The 16,341-nt window shown below is 61.2% G+C and carries 15 protein-coding genes and 1 pseudogene; 7 read left to right on the top strand and 9 right to left on the bottom strand.

The features are described 5' to 3' along the window. The first annotated feature begins 182 nt into the window (after positions 1–182). The 3 genes from HFO71_RS05490 to mobB are packed head-to-tail and all read left to right on the top strand — an operon-like array spanning position 183 to position 2,265. The gene (locus HFO71_RS05490; RefSeq protein ID WP_077978353.1) at positions 183–1,091 is read left to right on the top strand and encodes a DMT family transporter; all 909 of its coding nucleotides are present in this window, start codon (positions 183–185) and stop codon (positions 1,089–1,091) included. 26 nt (positions 1,092–1,117) lie between these two features. Continuing rightward, positions 1,118–1,747, top strand: coding sequence for a molybdenum cofactor guanylyltransferase MobA (gene mobA / locus HFO71_RS05485; protein ID WP_221987613.1), 630 nt, complete (start codon positions 1,118–1,120; stop codon positions 1,745–1,747). Continuing rightward, positions 1,744–2,265 (top strand): molybdopterin-guanine dinucleotide biosynthesis protein B, encoded by a 522-nt coding sequence (mobB, locus tag HFO71_RS05480; RefSeq protein ID WP_077978355.1) that lies wholly within the window; start codon positions 1,744–1,746, stop codon positions 2,263–2,265. Before mobA ends, mobB begins: the two co-directional genes overlap by 4 nt. Here the strand turns inward: mobB and HFO71_RS05475 are convergent. From HFO71_RS05475 to HFO71_RS05465, 3 genes are all read right to left on the bottom strand, one after another. Continuing rightward, a complete protein-coding gene (locus HFO71_RS05475) occupies positions 2,197–4,362 on the bottom strand; it encodes a hybrid sensor histidine kinase/response regulator (protein WP_221987611.1) in 2,166 nt (721 codons plus the stop codon). The two genes, mobB and HFO71_RS05475, sit on opposite strands and share 69 nt — an antisense overlap. After that, the gene (locus HFO71_RS05470; protein WP_221987609.1) at positions 4,337–5,848 is read right to left on the bottom strand and encodes an ATPase domain-containing protein; all 1,512 of its coding nucleotides are present in this window, start codon (positions 5,846–5,848) and stop codon (positions 4,337–4,339) included. The genes HFO71_RS05475 and HFO71_RS05470 overlap by 26 nt, the downstream gene beginning before the upstream one ends. 103 nt (positions 5,849–5,951) lie before the next feature. Next, complete coding sequence (locus HFO71_RS05465) at positions 5,952–6,845, bottom strand: LysR family transcriptional regulator (protein WP_077978358.1); 894 nt, start codon at positions 6,843–6,845, stop codon at positions 5,952–5,954. Positions 6,846–7,022: 177 nt separating this feature from the next. Here HFO71_RS05465 and HFO71_RS05460 point away from each other — a divergent pair, with 177 nt between their 5' ends. Together HFO71_RS05460 and HFO71_RS05455 are read left to right on the top strand one after the other, a co-directional pair. After that, on the top strand, positions 7,023–7,418 hold the full coding sequence (locus tag HFO71_RS05460; protein ID WP_221987607.1) for a (R)-mandelonitrile lyase: 396 nt from the start codon (positions 7,023–7,025) through the stop codon (positions 7,416–7,418). Between the two features lie 14 nt (positions 7,419–7,432). Next, positions 7,433–8,423, top strand: a pseudogene (locus HFO71_RS05455) (aldo/keto reductase). Positions 8,424–8,511: 88 nt separating this feature from the next. On the opposite strand, the gene maiA reads toward HFO71_RS05455, so the two are convergent. From maiA to HFO71_RS05425, 6 genes are all read right to left on the bottom strand, one after another. Continuing rightward, the gene (maiA, locus tag HFO71_RS05450) at positions 8,512–9,147 is read right to left on the bottom strand and encodes a maleylacetoacetate isomerase (RefSeq protein ID WP_131642392.1); all 636 of its coding nucleotides are present in this window, start codon (positions 9,145–9,147) and stop codon (positions 8,512–8,514) included. Between the two features lie 19 nt (positions 9,148–9,166). Beyond that, entirely contained in the window at positions 9,167–9,328 is a 162-nt protein-coding gene (locus HFO71_RS05445; RefSeq protein ID WP_020050250.1) for a hypothetical protein, read from the bottom strand. A 66-nt stretch (positions 9,329–9,394) separates the two neighbouring features. Then, complete coding sequence (locus tag HFO71_RS05440) at positions 9,395–9,811, bottom strand: organic hydroperoxide resistance protein (protein ID WP_077978361.1); 417 nt, start codon at positions 9,809–9,811, stop codon at positions 9,395–9,397. A 209-nt stretch (positions 9,812–10,020) separates the two neighbouring features. Then, a complete protein-coding gene (locus HFO71_RS05435) occupies positions 10,021–11,343 on the bottom strand; it encodes a sensor histidine kinase (protein WP_221987605.1) in 1,323 nt (440 codons plus the stop codon). After that, entirely contained in the window at positions 11,340–12,080 is a 741-nt protein-coding gene (locus tag HFO71_RS05430) for a response regulator (RefSeq protein WP_221987603.1), read from the bottom strand. Before HFO71_RS05430 ends, HFO71_RS05435 begins: the two co-directional genes overlap by 4 nt. A gap of 126 nt (positions 12,081–12,206) precedes the next feature. Further along, positions 12,207–13,256 (bottom strand): alpha/beta fold hydrolase, encoded by a 1,050-nt coding sequence (locus HFO71_RS05425; RefSeq protein WP_025394839.1) that lies wholly within the window; start codon positions 13,254–13,256, stop codon positions 12,207–12,209. 359 nt (positions 13,257–13,615) lie between these two features. On the opposite strand from HFO71_RS05425, the gene HFO71_RS05420 reads away from it, so the two are divergent. Both HFO71_RS05420 and HFO71_RS05415 read left to right on the top strand, forming a co-directional pair. Further along, the gene (locus HFO71_RS05420) at positions 13,616–15,391 is read left to right on the top strand and encodes a cytochrome c biogenesis protein DipZ (protein WP_221987600.1); all 1,776 of its coding nucleotides are present in this window, start codon (positions 13,616–13,618) and stop codon (positions 15,389–15,391) included. 54 nt (positions 15,392–15,445) lie between these two features. Then, entirely contained in the window at positions 15,446–16,204 is a 759-nt protein-coding gene (locus HFO71_RS05415; protein WP_132609142.1) for an alpha/beta hydrolase, read from the top strand. The last annotated feature ends 137 nt before the right edge of the window (positions 16,205–16,341 follow it).

Below are 16,341 nucleotides of genomic sequence, written 5' to 3'. Positions count from 1 at the left end.
TCGGAAGGATCGGTATTAAACCATGTAAATGGCGGTTTGCGGCGACCTCCACGCACACGCCTGCGTTGACGTAGACGCCATTGTGCACCGCATCATCGATTTATGCTTTGTGTGACATTCATCCGATTCCCTTCATGCATCTTCGCGACTAAAAGGAGCGCACAGGTAACGGGAATCTCTTCATGCCGCGGTCACGCAATACTGAGGGCGCAATCTATATGAGCTTGGCGATGGCCGGCTTTTCCGCAAGCGACGCTCTGTCCAAATCGGTGATCGCCTATATGAACGCCGGCGAGATCATGTTCCTCCGCGGCCTCTTCACCAGCCTGCTCGTCTATCTGATCGCCTGGAGAATGGGCGCGCTGCGTTCCTGGCGCATCGTGCTGGAGCCGATGATCATCTTCAGGATCATCTGCGAGGCGCTCGCCGCCGTCACCTATATCACCGCGCTCGGCATGATGCCGATCGCCAATGCCTCGGCGATCCTGCAGTCGCTGCCGTTGGTCGTCACCTTCGGTGCGGCGCTCTTCTTTGGCGAGCCGGTGGGTTGGCGGCGCTGGTCGGCGATCCTCGTCGGCCTCGTCGGCGTGATGATCATCATCCGCCCCGGCCCTGAGGGATTCACCGCCGCCGCCCTCCTCTGCGTTGCCGCGGTGCTGACGACGGCTGGCCGCGATCTCGCCACCCGGAGCATCAGTCCCGAGATTCCCTCGCTGATGATAACCGTCATCACCGCCATATCAGCCTCCTTCTTCGGCGCGCTCCTCATCCCGGTGCTCGGCGGCTGGCAGCCGGTCAGCGCTAACGCGCTTGGGCATCTCGTGTTCGCATCGGTGCTGGTGCTCGTCGGCTACCAGTCGGTCATCCTCGCCATGCGCACCGGCGAAATTTCTTTCGTCGCGCCGTTCCGCTATACCAGCCTGATCTTCTCCTCTCTGCTCGGCTTCCTCTTCTTCGCCGAAGTGCCTGACAGCTGGACGCTCGTCGGGGCTGCGATCGTCATCGCCTCCGGCCTCTATACGTTCTATCGTGAGGCCAAGCGCCGTGTGTCGCCGATCGCGCAGAAATCTGCTCCGCGCGCGCCCGTCTGAAGCAAGATGATGGCTGAGGAAGGATGATGGCTGAATTCTCGTTGGATAAATCTCATATAGCGGGCGTCGTGCTGGCCGGCGGACGTTCGCAGCGCATGGGCCGCGACAAGGCGGGCGTAATGCTCGGGGCCGAGAACCTGCTCCACCATGTGCTGACCCGCCTCTCGCAACAGGCCTTGCTCGTTGCCGTCAATGCCGAAACCGCCCCCGAGGACGTGCCTGTCGTTCCCGACCGTTTTCCCGGCAAGGCCGGACCAATGGCCGGCATCCATGCGGCTATGGTTTATGCCGCCGGCCTTCCCTCAATCACCCACGTCGTCACGGTCTCGGTGGATTGCCCGTTCTTCCCGGCCGATCTCGTCGCCCGGCTGGCGGCGGCGATCGAGCACTCGTCGCAGATCGCCATTGCCGCCTCCGAGGGCCGCAGCCATCCCGTCTTCGGGGTCTGGCCAGTGACGCTGGCCGCCGATCTCGAAGCCTGGATCGCCGCCGACGAGAAGCGCCGCGTACGCGACTTCCTGTTAAGGCATGACGTTACGGAAGTGGCGTTCCCGCTGCATCCGACCCGCGCCAGCCTGCTCGATCCCTTCTTCAACATCAACACGCCTGATGATCTCGTCGAGGCGGAACGCTGGCTGGAGGCCCTCCGCGCATGACCGCACCGAAAATCTTCGGCATCGCCGGCTGGAAGAACTCAGGCAAGACGGGGCTCGCCGTCCGACTGGTGACGGAGTTCACCCGCCGCGGCTATAGGATCTCGACGATCAAGCATGCCCATCATGATTTCGACATCGACAAGGTCGGGGCCGACAGCTACCGCCACCGCCAGGCCGGCGCCCACGAGGTCACCATCGTCTCTGGCACCCGCTACGCCATCATGCACGAGCTGCGCGGTGCGCCGGAACCTGAGTTCGAGGAGATCCTCGCCCGCCTCGCCCCCTGCGACCTCGTGCTGATCGAAGGTTACAAGCGCGAGCCGATCCCGAAGATCGAGGCCCGCCGCCTGGAAGCTGCAAATCGTGAACCATTGGCGCCGAGCGATCCCCATATCTGCGCTATCGCCGCCGATCATGCCGTCACGGATACGGCCCTGCCGGTCTTCGATCTAGACGACACAGGCGCCATCGCCGATTTCATCGCTGACATCGTCGGCCTTGAACAGCCGAGGCTTTGAACCACCTGCGTCGCCGCCGGATCTAAGAAGCGGAGCCGTTTCGCTTGCCATTGCTTTGGCGATTTCCTTGGCGAGCTGAGCCTGATCATAGGGCTTTGCCAATCTCGGAAGATCGATATCGGTCCCGGCAGGAAGATCGGCGTAACCTGTCGCCAGCACGATCGGCAATGCCGGATAAATATCCCGCGCGGCCTGGGCAAGCTGTGCTCCAGTCATACCGGGCATTGAATAGTCGGTGATGACAAGGTCGAAATGCTGACCGCTACTGATCAGTTCCAGCGCCTGCGAGCCGGAGTTTGCTTCGACGACCTCGTGGCCGAGATCTTCAAGCATGTCGACCGAACTCATGGCGATCAAGGCGTCGTCATCGACCAGGAGGATCTTCAGTTTGGATGCGGCTTGCTCAACAACCACCTCCGACTCGGCCGGCACCTCGGTTCGCCAAGCCGTCGCCGGAAGCCACAATTCCGCGGTCGTCCCCACCCCAAGCTCGCTTGTCAGACGAAGTGCGCCATTGAGCTGAACGGCAAGTCCATGGATCATCGACAAGCCTAGGCCCGTGCCCTTTCCGAGTTCCTTGGTCGAGAAAAACGGATCGACTGCCTTCTTCAGGGTCTCCGCGTCCATGCCGGTGCCGCAGTCGGCCACCGCCAAGACAAGATAAGGCCCTTCGCCGAGACCACCCTTATTGCCGGCAACATTTTCCTCGCGTAGCGAGATGGACAGCGCGCCTCCGTCCGGCATAGCATCGCGGGCATTGACTGCAAGGTTGAGCAGCGCCAATTCGAGCTGGTTCGCATCAACCAGGGCCGGCGGCAGGCTTGTCGGCAGATTGGTTTCGATGCCGATCGAGGATCCGACCGAGCGCCGCAGCAGATCTTTCATGCCGGAGACCAGCTCGGTCAGATCGACGGGCTTGACCTGCAGATCCTGCTGTCTGGCGAAAGCCAGCAGCCGCTGCGTCAAGGCCGCCCCTCGCTGCGCACCCTGAATCGCCCCGTCGACCAGACGCGTCGCCTTGGCATCTCCGGCAACGTGCTTGCCGAGCAATTCAAGATTTCCAAGAACGACCATCAGCAAATTGTTGAAATCGTGGGCGACGCCGCCGGTCAACTGGCCGATTGCCTCCATCTTCTGCGATTGGCGTAGCTGCTCCTCGGCTTTTTCACGCTGGGCGACTTCTTCCAGCAGCGTCTGGTGAGCGGCGTTGACCTCCCTCGTCCGTTCCCGCACACGCTCTTCGAGGTTTTCATTGAGGCGTCTCAGATTTTCCTCGATGGTCTTGCGGGCGGTGGTATCGGAACAGACCCCGACGAGTTTCCTGGCGGAACCATATCTGTCGGAATAAAGCTGCGCATGGACCTCCGTCCAATGGAGTGAACCATCCGGCCAGATTGTCCTGTGCTCGATCGAATAGTCGCGTCCGGTATCGATCGTCTCGCGCAGGCGTGCCAGCACAAGATCCCGGTCGTCGGGATGGATGCTTGCGATCAGATCGTCGCGTGTGACATCATCGTCCGGCTTTCGGCCGAAGACTGCCTTGCAGGTGGCCGAGGCAGACAGGGCCATCGAGGATAGCTCCAGCTCCCACGCCCCAAGACGACCGGCTGCAAGCGCCGTCTGCAACCGTCGCTCGCCCTCGCCCAAAGCCTCGAGCTGAGCTTGAGCCTCATATTGGCGCAGGCGCCCTTTTAACGCGGTCCGCGCAATACTGATGAAGGAGGTCGCATGGAACGGCCTTTCCAGGAAAGTGACGTTGCCCAGAACCTCGGAAAGCCTTGCAGCGGCCGGATTTCGTTCAGGCCCGCCGCCGCGCGTGGTGAGCACGATGAACGGTAGATCGGACCAGCTTGGCTGGGCGGAGACCCAGGCAGCAATCGGCTTCAAATCGCTCCAGCGAACGGCCTCTTCGGTCAGCACGCCAAGCGCGATCTCATCGTTCAGTAAAGAGGCAAAGACATTCAGGTCGGCAGCCGTAATCGATGATAGGCCGGCTTCGTCGATTAGCGATACCGCCACCTGGGCATCGCGTCCGGCGGGAGTATAGATCAATGCTTTCGGTTTGCCGGAATTAGGAATTGCCGCGATCCCCGCCATCAGTCGACAGGAGCGGCTCTGCGCCGGTGACAAATTCGGGAACGCCGCGAAGCACACCTTGGAACCCGACCAGAGGATCCCCGAACGTCAGCCCGGAACTGTCGATACGATACTCTCGGATTGTATCCTCATGCAGCCCAGTTCTTTTCTTGATCACGGAGACCGCTCGCCGCACCCTTCCCGCAGCCTCGAAGTAGCGCAGCAGTATGACTGTGTCCGCGAGGTAGGTCACGTCGACAGGCGCCTTCATGTCGCCGACAAGCCCATGCTGTGCAACGGTAAGGAAGGTATTGGCGCCTTGCCTGTTCAAATATTGAAGCAACTCATGCATGTGAAGGATCAGCGAATTTTCATCGGGCATAGACGCTTGATAGCCGTTGATGCTATCGATGATGACAGTCTTGGCGTGCGACTTGTCCACGCATTCGCGCACGCGATGCGCGAATTCACCTGGTGACAGTTCAGCCGCGTCGAGCTGTTCGATGTGAACTAGACCGCTGCTCCTGAGCGTCTCGAGATCGATTCCGAGCGCCTTGAGCCGCGTAAAAAGCAGGCCAAGCTCTTCGTCGAAGATGAAGGCCGCCGCTCTCTCGCCACGCGCAACCGCCGCGACCAGGAATTGAAACGAGAATGTACTCTTGCCGGTACCGGATGGACCGAGGATAAGCGTACTGGAACCTCTCTCCACCCCCCCGCCCAATAGGAGGTCCAGTTCCGGAATATTTGAGGATAACTCGTCGCGGACGTAACTCGACCGATGTTCGGCGGCGACGAGACGTGGAAAAACAATGACGCCGCCGGTTTGAATGGTGAAATCGTGGAAACCGCCCCGGAAGGCTTGCCCACGGTACTTTGTGATCCTGAGCCGCCGGCGCTCAGCGCCGTAGCTCGGCGCCATCTCCTCGAGATGGATGACCCCGTGCACGACGCTATGCACCGTTTTATCAAGCACGTCGGACGTCAGATCATCGAGCAAAAGGACTGTCGCCCCCTGCCGGGCAAAATAGTGTTTGAGCGCAAGGATCTGGCGGCGGTAGCGCAGCGAGCTTTGAGCTAGAAGCCTTATCTCCGACAGGCTGTCGAGAACCACGCGACTTGGCTTAATCCGCTCGAAAGCGGCAAAGATCTCCTTTGTCGTCTCTCCGAGTTCCAGATCTGATGAATAGAGCAGGCTCTGCTGCTGGTCGGCATCCAGCAGGCTTTCCGGAGGCACGACCTCGAAGACCTCGATATTGCCGTCGATCACCATGCCGTGCGATGCGGCACCGGCACGGAGTTCACTCTCGGTTTCCGAAAGGGTGATGTAGAGCCCCTGCTCGCCGAGCCGCGCACCTTCGATCAGGAACTGCAGGGCAATCGTTGTCTTGCCCGCCCCCGGATTTCCCTCCAGGAGAAACACGTGCCCTGGCGAAAGGCCCCCTGCCAGAATTGTGTCCAAACCGGACACTCCGGTCCGCGCTTTCATGGCAGGCACAGCAGTATTCATTCATTGTTTCCTTCAGTTTATACTGTGAATTAGTGGCGGTCGAAGGAATGTCAAATGGTCAAGCGCGTATGGTCCCAATGTGCTGATCCGAGGGGTCGGCGATTTAACTCCGATGGCGAAGCGCATCGACGACGAGGGCGAATGCCGGCGACGTATGCCGGCGGCTCGGGTAGTAGAGATGGTAGCCGGAAAATGGTGGGCACCAATCTTCGAGGACTCGCACCAGCCGCCCGTTGGCAAGATGTGCCTCGACCAAGTCCTCCGGCATGTAGGCGAGACCCATGCCCGCCAACACTGCGTTCAGCCGGAGCGCGATATTGTTGAAGACCAACTGTCCTTCGACGCGAACCCTGAGCTCGTGCCCGTTCTTTTCGAACTCCCATGCATAAACGCTGCCATAAGTCGGCAGGCGCAGATTGATGCAACTGTGGTCGGTTAGATCCTGCGGCGTTAGCGGCGTCGGCTTGCTGTCGAAATAGGTGGGAGCGCCGACCACGGCCATGCGCATGTCGGGGCCGATGCGCACCGCGATCATGTCTTTCGCCACCTGTTCTCCAAGCCGCACCCCCGCATCGTAACGCTCGGCGACGATGTCAGTCAGACCGTAGTCGACGATGATCTCGACATTGACATCAGGATAATGGGGCAAGAGCTGTTCCAAGGCGGGCCAGAGGACGGCATCGGCCGCATGCTCGCCGGCATTGATGCGGACAGTGCCTGCCGGCTTCTCCCGGAATGCGCTTAAGGCAGCCAGTTCGCTCTCGATCTCGTCGAGCCGCGGCCCGATGGAGACGAGCAGACGTTCGCCGGCCTCCGTCGGCGAGACGCTGCGCGTCGTGCGTGTCAGCAATCGCAGTCCAAGCCGCTCCTCGAGCCCTCGGATGGTGTGGCTCAGCGCCGATTGTGAGACACCGAGCTTGCCCGCCGCTTTGGTGAAGCTTTGAGCGCGCGCGACGGCGAGGAAGGCGATGAGGTCATTGACGACGGGGCGCGGCATTTATGAAACTTTCTCATGGGTTCTTGCCGTTTATACCAACTAATCGCGGCCAAGCGCACGCGCTAAATATCCTGTCATCTCAGGCGGACCTGTCCTGCCCAGGCGGACCTGTCCCGCCCAGGCGGACGCGCCCGGCTGGACTGACCGGGCCACCCCGACATTGGAAGGAAGATAAAAATGGAGATCAAGCGAAGTGGTTCGCAGCCTTCGGCCAAAGGACCGGCCGATTGGTTTACCGGCAGCGTGCGTGTCGACCCGCTGTTTGCCGCTACCAACCCCGCACGAGCGGCTGGCGCCAGCGTTACCTTCGAGCCCGGAGCCCGCACCGCCTGGCACACCCATCCGCTCGGCCAGACGCTGATCGTCACATCGGGTTGCGGTCGCGTGCAGCGCGAAGGCGGTCCCGTCGAGAAAATCCGCGCCGGCGACGTCGTCTCGTTCGCTCCGGCTGAACGCCATTGGCACGGCGCATCGCCGACGACGGCAATGACCCATATCGCCATCCAGGAACAGCTCGATGGCAAGGTCGTCGACTGGATGAAGCATGTCACCGATACGCAATACCAAGGTTAGAAAAGGAAACGTCTATGCGGAAGCGTGAACTTGGAAAGAGCGGACTTCAAGTCTCAGCCATCGGTCTCGGCTGCATGGGGCTGAGCTATGGCTATGGACCGGCGACGGACATTTCGGAGGCCATCGCGCTGATCCGGCGGGCATTTGAACGCGGCGTGACCTTCTTCGACACGGCCGAGGCCTACGGCCCCTATAAGAACGAAGAGCTTCTGGGAGAGGCCCTCGCCCCCTTCCGCGAAGAGGTGGTGATCGCCACGAAATTCGGTTTCAACTTCGATGCCAATGGCGGCCAGAGCGGCATGAACAGCCGGCCGGAACAGATCCGCGCGGTGGCCGACCAGGCGCTGAAGCGTTTGAAGACCGATGTCATCGATCTCTTCTACCAGCACCGCGTCGACACCGATGTTCCGATCGAGGATGTCGCCGGAACGGTCAAGGCACTGATCGCGGAAGGCAAAGTCAGGCATTTAGGCCTCTCGGAAGCGGGCGCCCAGACGATCCGCCGCGCCCATACCGTCCAGCCGGTGGCGGCACTCCAGAGCGAATATTCGCTGTGGTGGCGCGAACCCGAGCAGGAAATCCTGCCGACGCTCGAAGAACTCGGCATCGGTTTCGTGCCCTTCAGCCCGCTTGGCAAGGGCTTCCTCACCGGCGCGATCAGCGAGACGACCACCTTCGACAGCAAAGACTTTCGCAACATCGTGCCGCGCTTTTCTCAGGAGGCGCGAAAGGCCAACCAGGTACTCGTCGATCTCCTCGCGGAGATTGCCACGCGCAAGAAGGCAACCTCTGCCCAGGTGGCTCTCGCATGGCTGCTGGCGCAGAAGCGCTGGATCGTGCCGATCCCCGGCACCACCAAGCTGCATCGCCTCGAGGAGAACATCCAGGCCGCTGAGGTGGAACTGACGGCCGAGGATCTCGCCAGTATCGAAAGCGCGCTCGCCACGATCAAGGTAGAGGGTGATCGTTACCCCCGCCCATCTGCAGGCAAGGGTCAATCGCTGAGAAGCGGCCAAACGGGTAGCGACGTCTCATTCGAACACCAGAAGAAATGCAGCCGCAGTCGCTTGCGGTCGCTTCTTCATCAATCGCATCATTTCCTTGGCGTCGGCGCGTTCTCGCGAAAAGCCGGTATCGCCTCGAGCTTTGCGACGATCTCCGCGATATTAGGCCATTGCGTGAAATCGAACCCCAAGCGCCTCGCGCTGATCGCCTGCGGGAAGAGGAAGATATCGGCAATACTCGGGCGGTCTCCGACAACGAAAGCTCCTTGCCTGCGGCCGGCGATCATCGTCTCGACCGCACCCATGCCCTCACCGATCCAGTGACGGCTCCAGGCGGCGATGGCATCGGCGTCGGCTTGGAAGGCTGTTTTGAGATGCAGGCCGATCCGCGGCGGCAACAGCGCATGGATCTCGGCTGTGATCGCAAGCGCGATCGACCGTGCCTGCGCCCGGCCCTCCGCCGTGTCGGGCAGCAGCGGCGGTTCAGGCTGCAGCTCATCGAGATACTCGACGATCGCCAGCGACTGGGTGAGGAGAACGCCGCTATCCGTCAACAAGGCGGGCACAAGTCCCTGCGGATTGACGCTGCGATATCCAGCCTGTCGGCTCTCGGAATCTTCGCCGAGGATGGTGACCGGCAGCGCTTCGGCCGTCAGGCCTTTCAGGGCGAGTGCAATGCGGACTCGAGATGTCGCCGAGGAAATTTCGTTCTGATAGAGTTTCACTGTCTTTCTCCCTGGTGATCTAAAAGAGCAGCTGGAGCGGCGGCCGCTCCCCTGAGGATGAAGCTGCGGATGCCGCCGTCACGAGGCCGGCAAGCGGCGACGGCTCCTGTGAACTTACATCGTAGATGCAGGGCGCTGCGAAAATCGCCGCTCCCAGAAAGCAGATGATCATCAGTCTCATTGGTTCCTCCATCGACGAGGCCCGATCGGCCTCGTCATGTTTCCTTTTGGCGATCGATCCCATCTGTCAGGCAATGCTCAATTCGACATTGATATTGCCGCGGGTTGCTTTCGAATAGGGGCAGGTGCGGTGCGCTTCATCCACAAGCGCCCTTGCCAGATCCGCTTCGATACCTGGCAGGCTGACCTTGAGGCGAGCCTGCAGGAAATAGTCGCCGTCGGTCGCCCCGAGATCGACCTCGGTGTCGACGGCAAGATTTGCGGGAAGCCTGATCTTCTGTTTAGCCGCAGCAATGCCGATCGCGCCGATGAAGCAGGCAGACCAGCCGGCGGCGAAAAGCTGTTCGGGATTGGTGCCGGCACGGTTGCTGCCTGGAGGCGAAAGCTTGATGTCCAATTCGCCGCCGTCGCTTTGCGAAGCGCCGTCGCGCCCGCCTGTCGTGTGGGTCTTGCCGGTATAGAGAACCTTGTCGATCTTTATCATGGAACACTCCTTTGTTGCGTCGCTAAAGGCGACTGGGTCGCTCAGCGCGACTGGTCGCGTTGCGCGACCGGGGTTGACGGAGTGTGGTTTGGCCGATGGATATATCCGCCATGTTTCCAAAAATGCCCGAAATGTCACAAAGCGTAGCAGCAGATATCGAGGACATGTTCGCATACAAAACGTCTCGAAATTTTGCAGCGCCCCTGATGTCAACGGATAGTGATTTCCGCGGCAAGCCCACCGCCGGCGCGATTGTAGAGCCGGAGCGACCCACCGATCTTGGCCGTCAGCTGCTGGGCGATCGCAAGACCGAGACCGGTGCCGCCGGTTTCCCGGTTGCGGGATTGCTCCAGCCGGAAGAAAGGCTGCATGGCAGCCTCGAGCATATCGTCGGGAATTCCAGGCCCGCGGTCCATGACAGTGATGATGATATCGTTTTCTGGGCTGCGCTCGACGCTGATCTCGGCGGAGCCGGCAAACTTCAGCGCATTGTCGATGAAGTTCGACAGGATGCGGCGAAGGGCATGCGGCTTGGTGAAAGCGGCACCCTGAACCAGGCCGATGACGGTGACCGCCTTTCCGATGTCCTGGTAGTCGTAGGCTATGCTGTCGATGAACGAGGCAAGGTCAATGCGGGCATTTTTCTCCCCACTGCCGTGCGCACTGCGCGCATAGGCTATGCCGTCCTGGACGAGGCGCTGGATTTCGCTGAGATCGTGCACCAACTTGTCCTTCTCCGGTGACTCCTCCGCCATGTCGGCGCGCAGCCGCATGCGGGTGATCGGCGTCTGCAGGTCATGCGAGATTGCCGCCAATATCTGGACGCGCTCTTCGAGATAATGGGCAATCCTATCCCGCATCGCGTTGAACGCCCTTGCCGCGTGCGCGACCTCGCTCGGCCCGACCTCGCTCAAAGCCGGACCGTCCTTGTTCGGATCGAGAGCATCGGCGGCGGCGGCAAGCTCGCCAAGCGGCCGGATCGCCTGGCGAACCGCAAACCAGGTACAGAGGATGAGCAGCACCATCTGGACGACGAAGACATAAGGCAGCCAAGCGGCGATCGGCATGACGCCCTTCGGTGTGACGTCGATTGTCAAAGGGCTTCCGTCGCTCAGGGTCAAATGCGCCTGCAATCGGTTCACATCGCCAGGAATCCGTTCGATCCGGATCGGAAAGCGATGCCCGATAGCCTCCTCGATCTTTCCTGAGATTTCTGAGCCTTTGCTTGACGTGTCAGGCACGCCGGGAAGGCCGGGTCCGAGCACGAAACGATAGTTGCCGCGGCTCAGCCGGTCGAGCAGATCGCCACGCTCACCGGGCGGAAGCCGATCGAGAACGGCAATCGAGGTTGCGACGTCATTTTCCAGCGTGCCGAGCATCACCGCCTTGGCCGACATGTAGCGCTCCATATAGAGCACACTGAAGGACAGACCGTAGGCTAAGGCCAGTCCGATCAGCAGGATCAGGAAGATCCGCGACCGCAACGTGCTCGGCCACGTCAGGCCCGAATGTAAGGGGATTGCCGCCTTCATTGGCGCGGCTCCGATATTTCGACTGGAACCGAAAACACATAACCTTCGCTGCGCACCGTCTTGATATAGGTCGGTTCGCGCGCATCGTCGCCCAGCCGCTGACGCAGGCGACTGACCAGAAGATCGATCGAGCGATCGAAGAGATCGGCGTCGCGGCCCTGCGTCAGGCTCAGAAGCTGGTCGCGATTGAGCACCCGCTGCGGATGGTCGATGAAGACGCGGAGCAGACGGTATTCGGCGCCGCTCAGCGCAATCGCGGTCCCTTCCCTGTCGAGAAGATGCCGGGCGACCGTATCGAGCCGCCAGTCGCCGAAGGTCAACAATTGCCCGGCTTCGCTGATCTGAAGGTTGGGCGGCAACATCCGCGTGCGCCGCAGCACCGCCTTGATGCGGGCAAGAAGCTCACGCGCAGCAAAGGGCTTGGGAAGATAGTCGTCGGCGCCCATTTCCAGCCCGAGGATCCTGTCCATCTCGTCGGTGCGGGCCGTCAGCATCAGGATCGGGGTCGTCTTGTGCCGGCCGGCGCGCAGTTCGCGGCAGAGCACCAGCCCGTCGTCTCCGGGCATCATCACGTCGAGCACGATCAGGTCGACCGCATTGGCTTCGACAAAACTGCGCATCTGCCGTCCGTCGGCGGCAACGCTCGTGCGCAGGCCGTTCTTCTGCAGATAGCCCGAGACCAGCTCGCGGATTTCGCGATCGTCATCGACGATCAGGATGTGATCGACATGATCCATATTTCCCTGTTCCTTATCGATAGAAGCGGCCGCGCCGGTCGCTTCGTTCCTGACCGAAGCGACAGACGCGACCTACGCATATTCCGCTGGCCAGAGCAACGAGGCGCTGCAACCGGCATCGTCGACCTAGAAACGATCGACGTCTATGACCGCCTGCGCAAAAGCCTGCGGCGCTTCCTGAGGCAGGTTGTGGCCAATGCCGCCGCCGATCGTGCGATGCTCGTATTTGCCGGAGAATTTTCCGGCATAAGCGGAAGGCTGCGGATGCGGCGCACCGTTTGCATCGCCCTCCATGGTGATGGTCGGCACCGAAATGATGGGCGTTGTGGCAAGCGTCGTCTCGTAGGCATCATACTTGGCCTCGCCTTCGGCAAGCCCCAGGCGCCAGCGGTAATTGTGAATGACGATCGCGGCGTGGTCAGGATTGGCGAAAGCGGCGGCCGATCTGTCGAATGTCGCATCGTCGAAGTTCCACTTTGGCGAAGCCGTCTGCCAGATGAGCTTTGCGAAATCATGGGTGTTGGTCTCGTATCCCAGACGGCCGCGTTCGGTGGCAAAATAGAACTGGTACCACCAGGCAAGTTCGGCTTTGGGCGGAAGCGGTTTCTTGTTGGCCTCCTGGCTGCCGATCAGGTAGCCGCTCACCGATACCATCGCCTTGCAGCGCTCGGGCCAGAGCGCCGCCATGATATTGGCGGTCCGCCCGCCCCAGTCGTAGCCGGCAATGACGGCCTTCTCGATATCGAGCGCATCGAGCAGCGCGATCATATCAGCGGCGAGCGCTGACGGCTGGCCATTGCGCGGCGTCTGATCGTCCAGGAAGCGGGTCGTCCCGTAACCGCGCAGATAAGGCACGATCACCCTGTAACCTGCCGAAGCAAGCAGCGGCGCGACATCGACGAAACTATAGATGTCATAGGGCCAGCCATGCAGCAGCAATACGACCGGGGCATCCGCCTTTCCCGCCTCGGCATAACCGATATCGAGCACGCCTGCCTTTACCTGTTTCAGCGCTTCAAAGGACGTGTTGGTCCCAGGCTTTATAGCTGGCACCGATGCGGCCGTCGTGGGCGACTGGGCGGCGGCCATGCCGGCCACGCCGAACTCGACGGCCGCAAGGGCGACTGCCGTCATGCCGAAGAAACGGCGGCGGTGATGGTTGATTTGCTCTGACATTGGTCTCTCCTGTCGAATGGATCACAGTGCGGATATGACGCGGCGCTTGTATCGACCATATGTCGCAAGTCTCCGGTTTTTGAATACGGATGTAGCTTCCGGCCGTGAGGATACATTCTGATACAATCGCGGCGACCGAGCAAAGCATCGCACCGGCAGCAGACATTTCGCCGCGGCCCACGCCGGGACGGTAGTTTGTATCGCTTTGTATCGTCAGCGCCTCATCGCAATAGTTCGGTACATTTCCCCGCCAAACCCGACACATCGGGGATACGTCCGCCCGGCCATATCCCCGCCGTTGCTGGTTCAGGCTCCATCGCCGTCCAGAGCCCGATCAATCGGTTTCAAAGGAAATGATGATGACACTTCTGATCATTGCCTATCTCGGAGGCGCGCTGACGATCCTCAGCCCGTGTATCCTGCCCATCCTCCCCTTTGTCTTCGCCCGCGCCGGACAGCCCTTCGTCAGAAGCACGCTGCCCATGCTGGCGGGCATGGCCGCCACCTTTGCACTGGTCGCCACACTGGCCGCAGTCGGCGGTAGCTGGGCCATTCGCGCCAACGAATATGGCCGTCTTGCCGCCATTGTCCTGCTTGCGCTCTTTGGTGCCAGTCTGCTTTCGCCGCGTTTCGCAAGCACGCTTGCCCGGCCAGTCGTCGACCTTGGCAACAATCTTGTGAACGCCACCGGCGGCGGGCGCGGCACCACGACAGTCAAGAGCGCGCTTCTTCTCGGCGTTGCCACCGGACTGCTCTGGGCGCCTTGCGCCGGTCCGATTCTCGGCCTTGTGCTGACCGGAGCCGCACTACAGGGCGCCAATCTGCAGACGACCTTCCTGCTGATCGCTTATGCCGCTGGTGCTGCAAGTTCGCTTGCCGTCGCGCTGCTTGTCGGCGGCCGGATATTCACCGCCATGAAGCGTTCGCTCGGCGTTGGCGACAGGATTCGTCAGGGGCTCGGCGCTGCCGTGCTGGCGGGCGTCGCAATCATCGCGCTCGGCCTCGACACCAGCCTGCTCGCCCGGCTGTCCTACGCCAGCACCGCATCGCTGGAACAGGCCGTGCTCGACAGGCTGCATGCAAAGCCGCTCAGCGGCGCATCTTCCGAGCTGGCGAGCAACGAGGTGATGATCGCCGCAGCCGGCGTGAAGAAGCCCTTTCGTAGCGACTTGCCCGTCGAAGGCCCCGCCCCTTCGCTCGCCGGCGCGGTCGAATGGCTGAACTCTGAGCCTCTCACCACGGAACAGCTGCGAGGCAAGGTCGTGCTCGTCGACTTCTGGACCTATTCCTGCATCAACTGCATTCGTACCATCCCCTATGTCAGTGCCTGGGCCGAAAAATATGCGGATCAGGGTCTCGTGGTGATCGGCGTCCACGCCCCGGAATTTGCCTTCGAGAAGAAGATCGACAACGTCAAGAAGGCGATCGGCGACTTCCAGATCGGCTATCCCGTTGCGATCGACAATGATTACGGCATCTGGCGCGCCTTCGAAAACAGCTACTGGCCTGCCGCCTATCTGATCGATGCCAAGGGCCAGATCCGCTACCACCATTTCGGCGAAGGCAATTACAACAGGACCGAAAAGGCCATTCAGGACCTGCTGCGCGAAGCCGGCAGCCAAACGACGGCAAGTGCGCCGGTCGTGCCGGATGCCAAGGGCGTGGAAGCAGGTCCTGATCTCGGCAATATCCGCTCCGGCGAAACCTATCTCGGCTACCAACAGGCGGCGAACTTCGCCTCTCCGGAAGGGCTGCAGGCCGACACGGCGAAAAACTATTCGATCGCCGAACCCGGCCTCAATGGCTGGGGCCTGTCTGGAACCTGGACCGTCGGCCGGGATCAGGCGACGCTTGATCAGCCGGGCGGCGGCATCACTTATCGCTTCAGCGCCCGTGATCTGCATCTCGTTCTTGGTCCCGGCGCCGGCGACAAGCCGATCCGCTTCCAGGTGAAGATCGACGGCAAGGCGCCAGGACCCGACCACGGCTCCGACATCGATGCCGACGGCAATGGCACCGTGACCGCGACGAGGCTTTATCAACTCGTCCGCCAGTCCGGCACGGTCGCCGCCCGCAACTTCGAGATCCGCTTCCTCAATCCCGGCGTGCAGGCTTACGCCTTCACATTCGGCTGAACCTGAAACGCATCGATATCCCGATCATCAACAATGACCAAAGGAGTGACAGTCATGTACAAACGTCTTCTTTTCACTGCAGCGCTTGCATTTGCCACCACCGCCATCGCGTTCGCAGCAGAGGCTGCCGCGGTCAAGAACATCGTGATCGTCCACGGCGCGCTGGCCGACGGCTCGGGATGGCGCAAGGCGACGGACATTCTCGAGAAACGCGGCTTCAACGTCACCATCGTCCAGCAGCCCATTTCCTCGCTCGACGACGACGTGGCGGCGACCAAGCGGGTTCTCGACCTTCAGGACGGACCGGTCCTGCTCGTCGGACACAGTTACGGCGGCATGGTCATCACCGAAGCCGGCAACGATCCCGCGGTCGCGGGCCTGGTCTATGTCGCGGCATTCCAGCCCGACAAGGGCGAAAGCCTGCTAAGCCTCGCCAGCTCGAAGCCTGCCGGCAGCATGGATATAAAGGAAACGAAGGACGGCAAATATCTCTATCTCGATCCGGGCGCCTTCGCCGCGGATTTCGCAGCCGACCTTCCGCAAGCCGAAGCCAATTTCATGGCAAAGTCACAGGTCTTCGCCGCAAAGCAGGCATTCTCCGCGAAGATCACTCAGGCTGCATGGCGGTCGAAGAAAAGCTGGTCGATCGTCGCCACCGAGGATCGCTCCATCAACCCCGAGCTGGAACGCGACATGGCAAAACGTGCGGGAAGCGACGTGACTGAAATAAAGGCAAGCCACGCCGTCTTCGCATCCCAACCGGAAAAGGTCGCTGATGTGATCGAAACGGCAGCGAGGAAAGCCGGCGACTAGCAGACGCAGTCAGAAATATTCTAAGCCATCGCAAGGATAGCCTCTGGTCGGAAGGTCGCCCGACCAGGGGCTGACGAAGTCGCCTCCGCCGACCTAGATTGTCGATCTCCTTGTTACCGTCCTGCCCCGCCGATGCG

This window comes from Rhizobium laguerreae, assembly GCF_019778565.1.
GTDB lineage: Bacteria > Pseudomonadota > Alphaproteobacteria > Rhizobiales > Rhizobiaceae > Rhizobium > Rhizobium laguerreae.
This window is presented reverse-complemented; position numbering and strand designations above follow the sequence as displayed.

Excerpts from the sequence above, each read along its gene's own strand:
- HFO71_RS05490 (WP_077978353.1), top strand. The coding sequence starts at position 183 with ATGCCGCGGTCACGCAATACTGAGGGCGCAATCTATATGAGCTTGGCG.
- mobA (WP_221987613.1), top strand. The coding sequence starts at position 1,118 with ATGGCTGAATTCTCGTTGGATAAATCTCATATAGCGGGCGTCGTGCTG.
- mobB (WP_077978355.1), top strand. The coding sequence starts at position 1,744 with ATGACCGCACCGAAAATCTTCGGCATCGCCGGCTGGAAGAACTCAGGC.
- HFO71_RS05475 (WP_221987611.1), bottom strand. The coding sequence starts at position 4,362 with ATGGCGGGGATCGCGGCAATTCCTAATTCCGGCAAACCGAAAGCATTG.
- HFO71_RS05470 (WP_221987609.1), bottom strand. The coding sequence starts at position 5,848 with ATGAATACTGCTGTGCCTGCCATGAAAGCGCGGACCGGAGTGTCCGGT.
- HFO71_RS05465 (WP_077978358.1), bottom strand. The coding sequence starts at position 6,845 with ATGCCGCGCCCCGTCGTCAATGACCTCATCGCCTTCCTCGCCGTCGCG.
- HFO71_RS05460 (WP_221987607.1), top strand. The coding sequence starts at position 7,023 with ATGGAGATCAAGCGAAGTGGTTCGCAGCCTTCGGCCAAAGGACCGGCC.
- HFO71_RS05445 (WP_020050250.1), bottom strand. The coding sequence starts at position 9,328 with ATGAGACTGATGATCATCTGCTTTCTGGGAGCGGCGATTTTCGCAGCG.
- HFO71_RS05440 (WP_077978361.1), bottom strand. The coding sequence starts at position 9,811 with ATGATAAAGATCGACAAGGTTCTCTATACCGGCAAGACCCACACGACA.
- HFO71_RS05435 (WP_221987605.1), bottom strand. The coding sequence starts at position 11,343 with ATGAAGGCGGCAATCCCCTTACATTCGGGCCTGACGTGGCCGAGCACG.
- HFO71_RS05430 (WP_221987603.1), bottom strand. The coding sequence starts at position 12,080 with ATGGATCATGTCGATCACATCCTGATCGTCGATGACGATCGCGAAATC.
- HFO71_RS05425 (WP_025394839.1), bottom strand. The coding sequence starts at position 13,256 with ATGTCAGAGCAAATCAACCATCACCGCCGCCGTTTCTTCGGCATGACG.
- HFO71_RS05420 (WP_221987600.1), top strand. The coding sequence starts at position 13,616 with ATGACACTTCTGATCATTGCCTATCTCGGAGGCGCGCTGACGATCCTC.
- HFO71_RS05415 (WP_132609142.1), top strand. The coding sequence starts at position 15,446 with ATGTACAAACGTCTTCTTTTCACTGCAGCGCTTGCATTTGCCACCACC.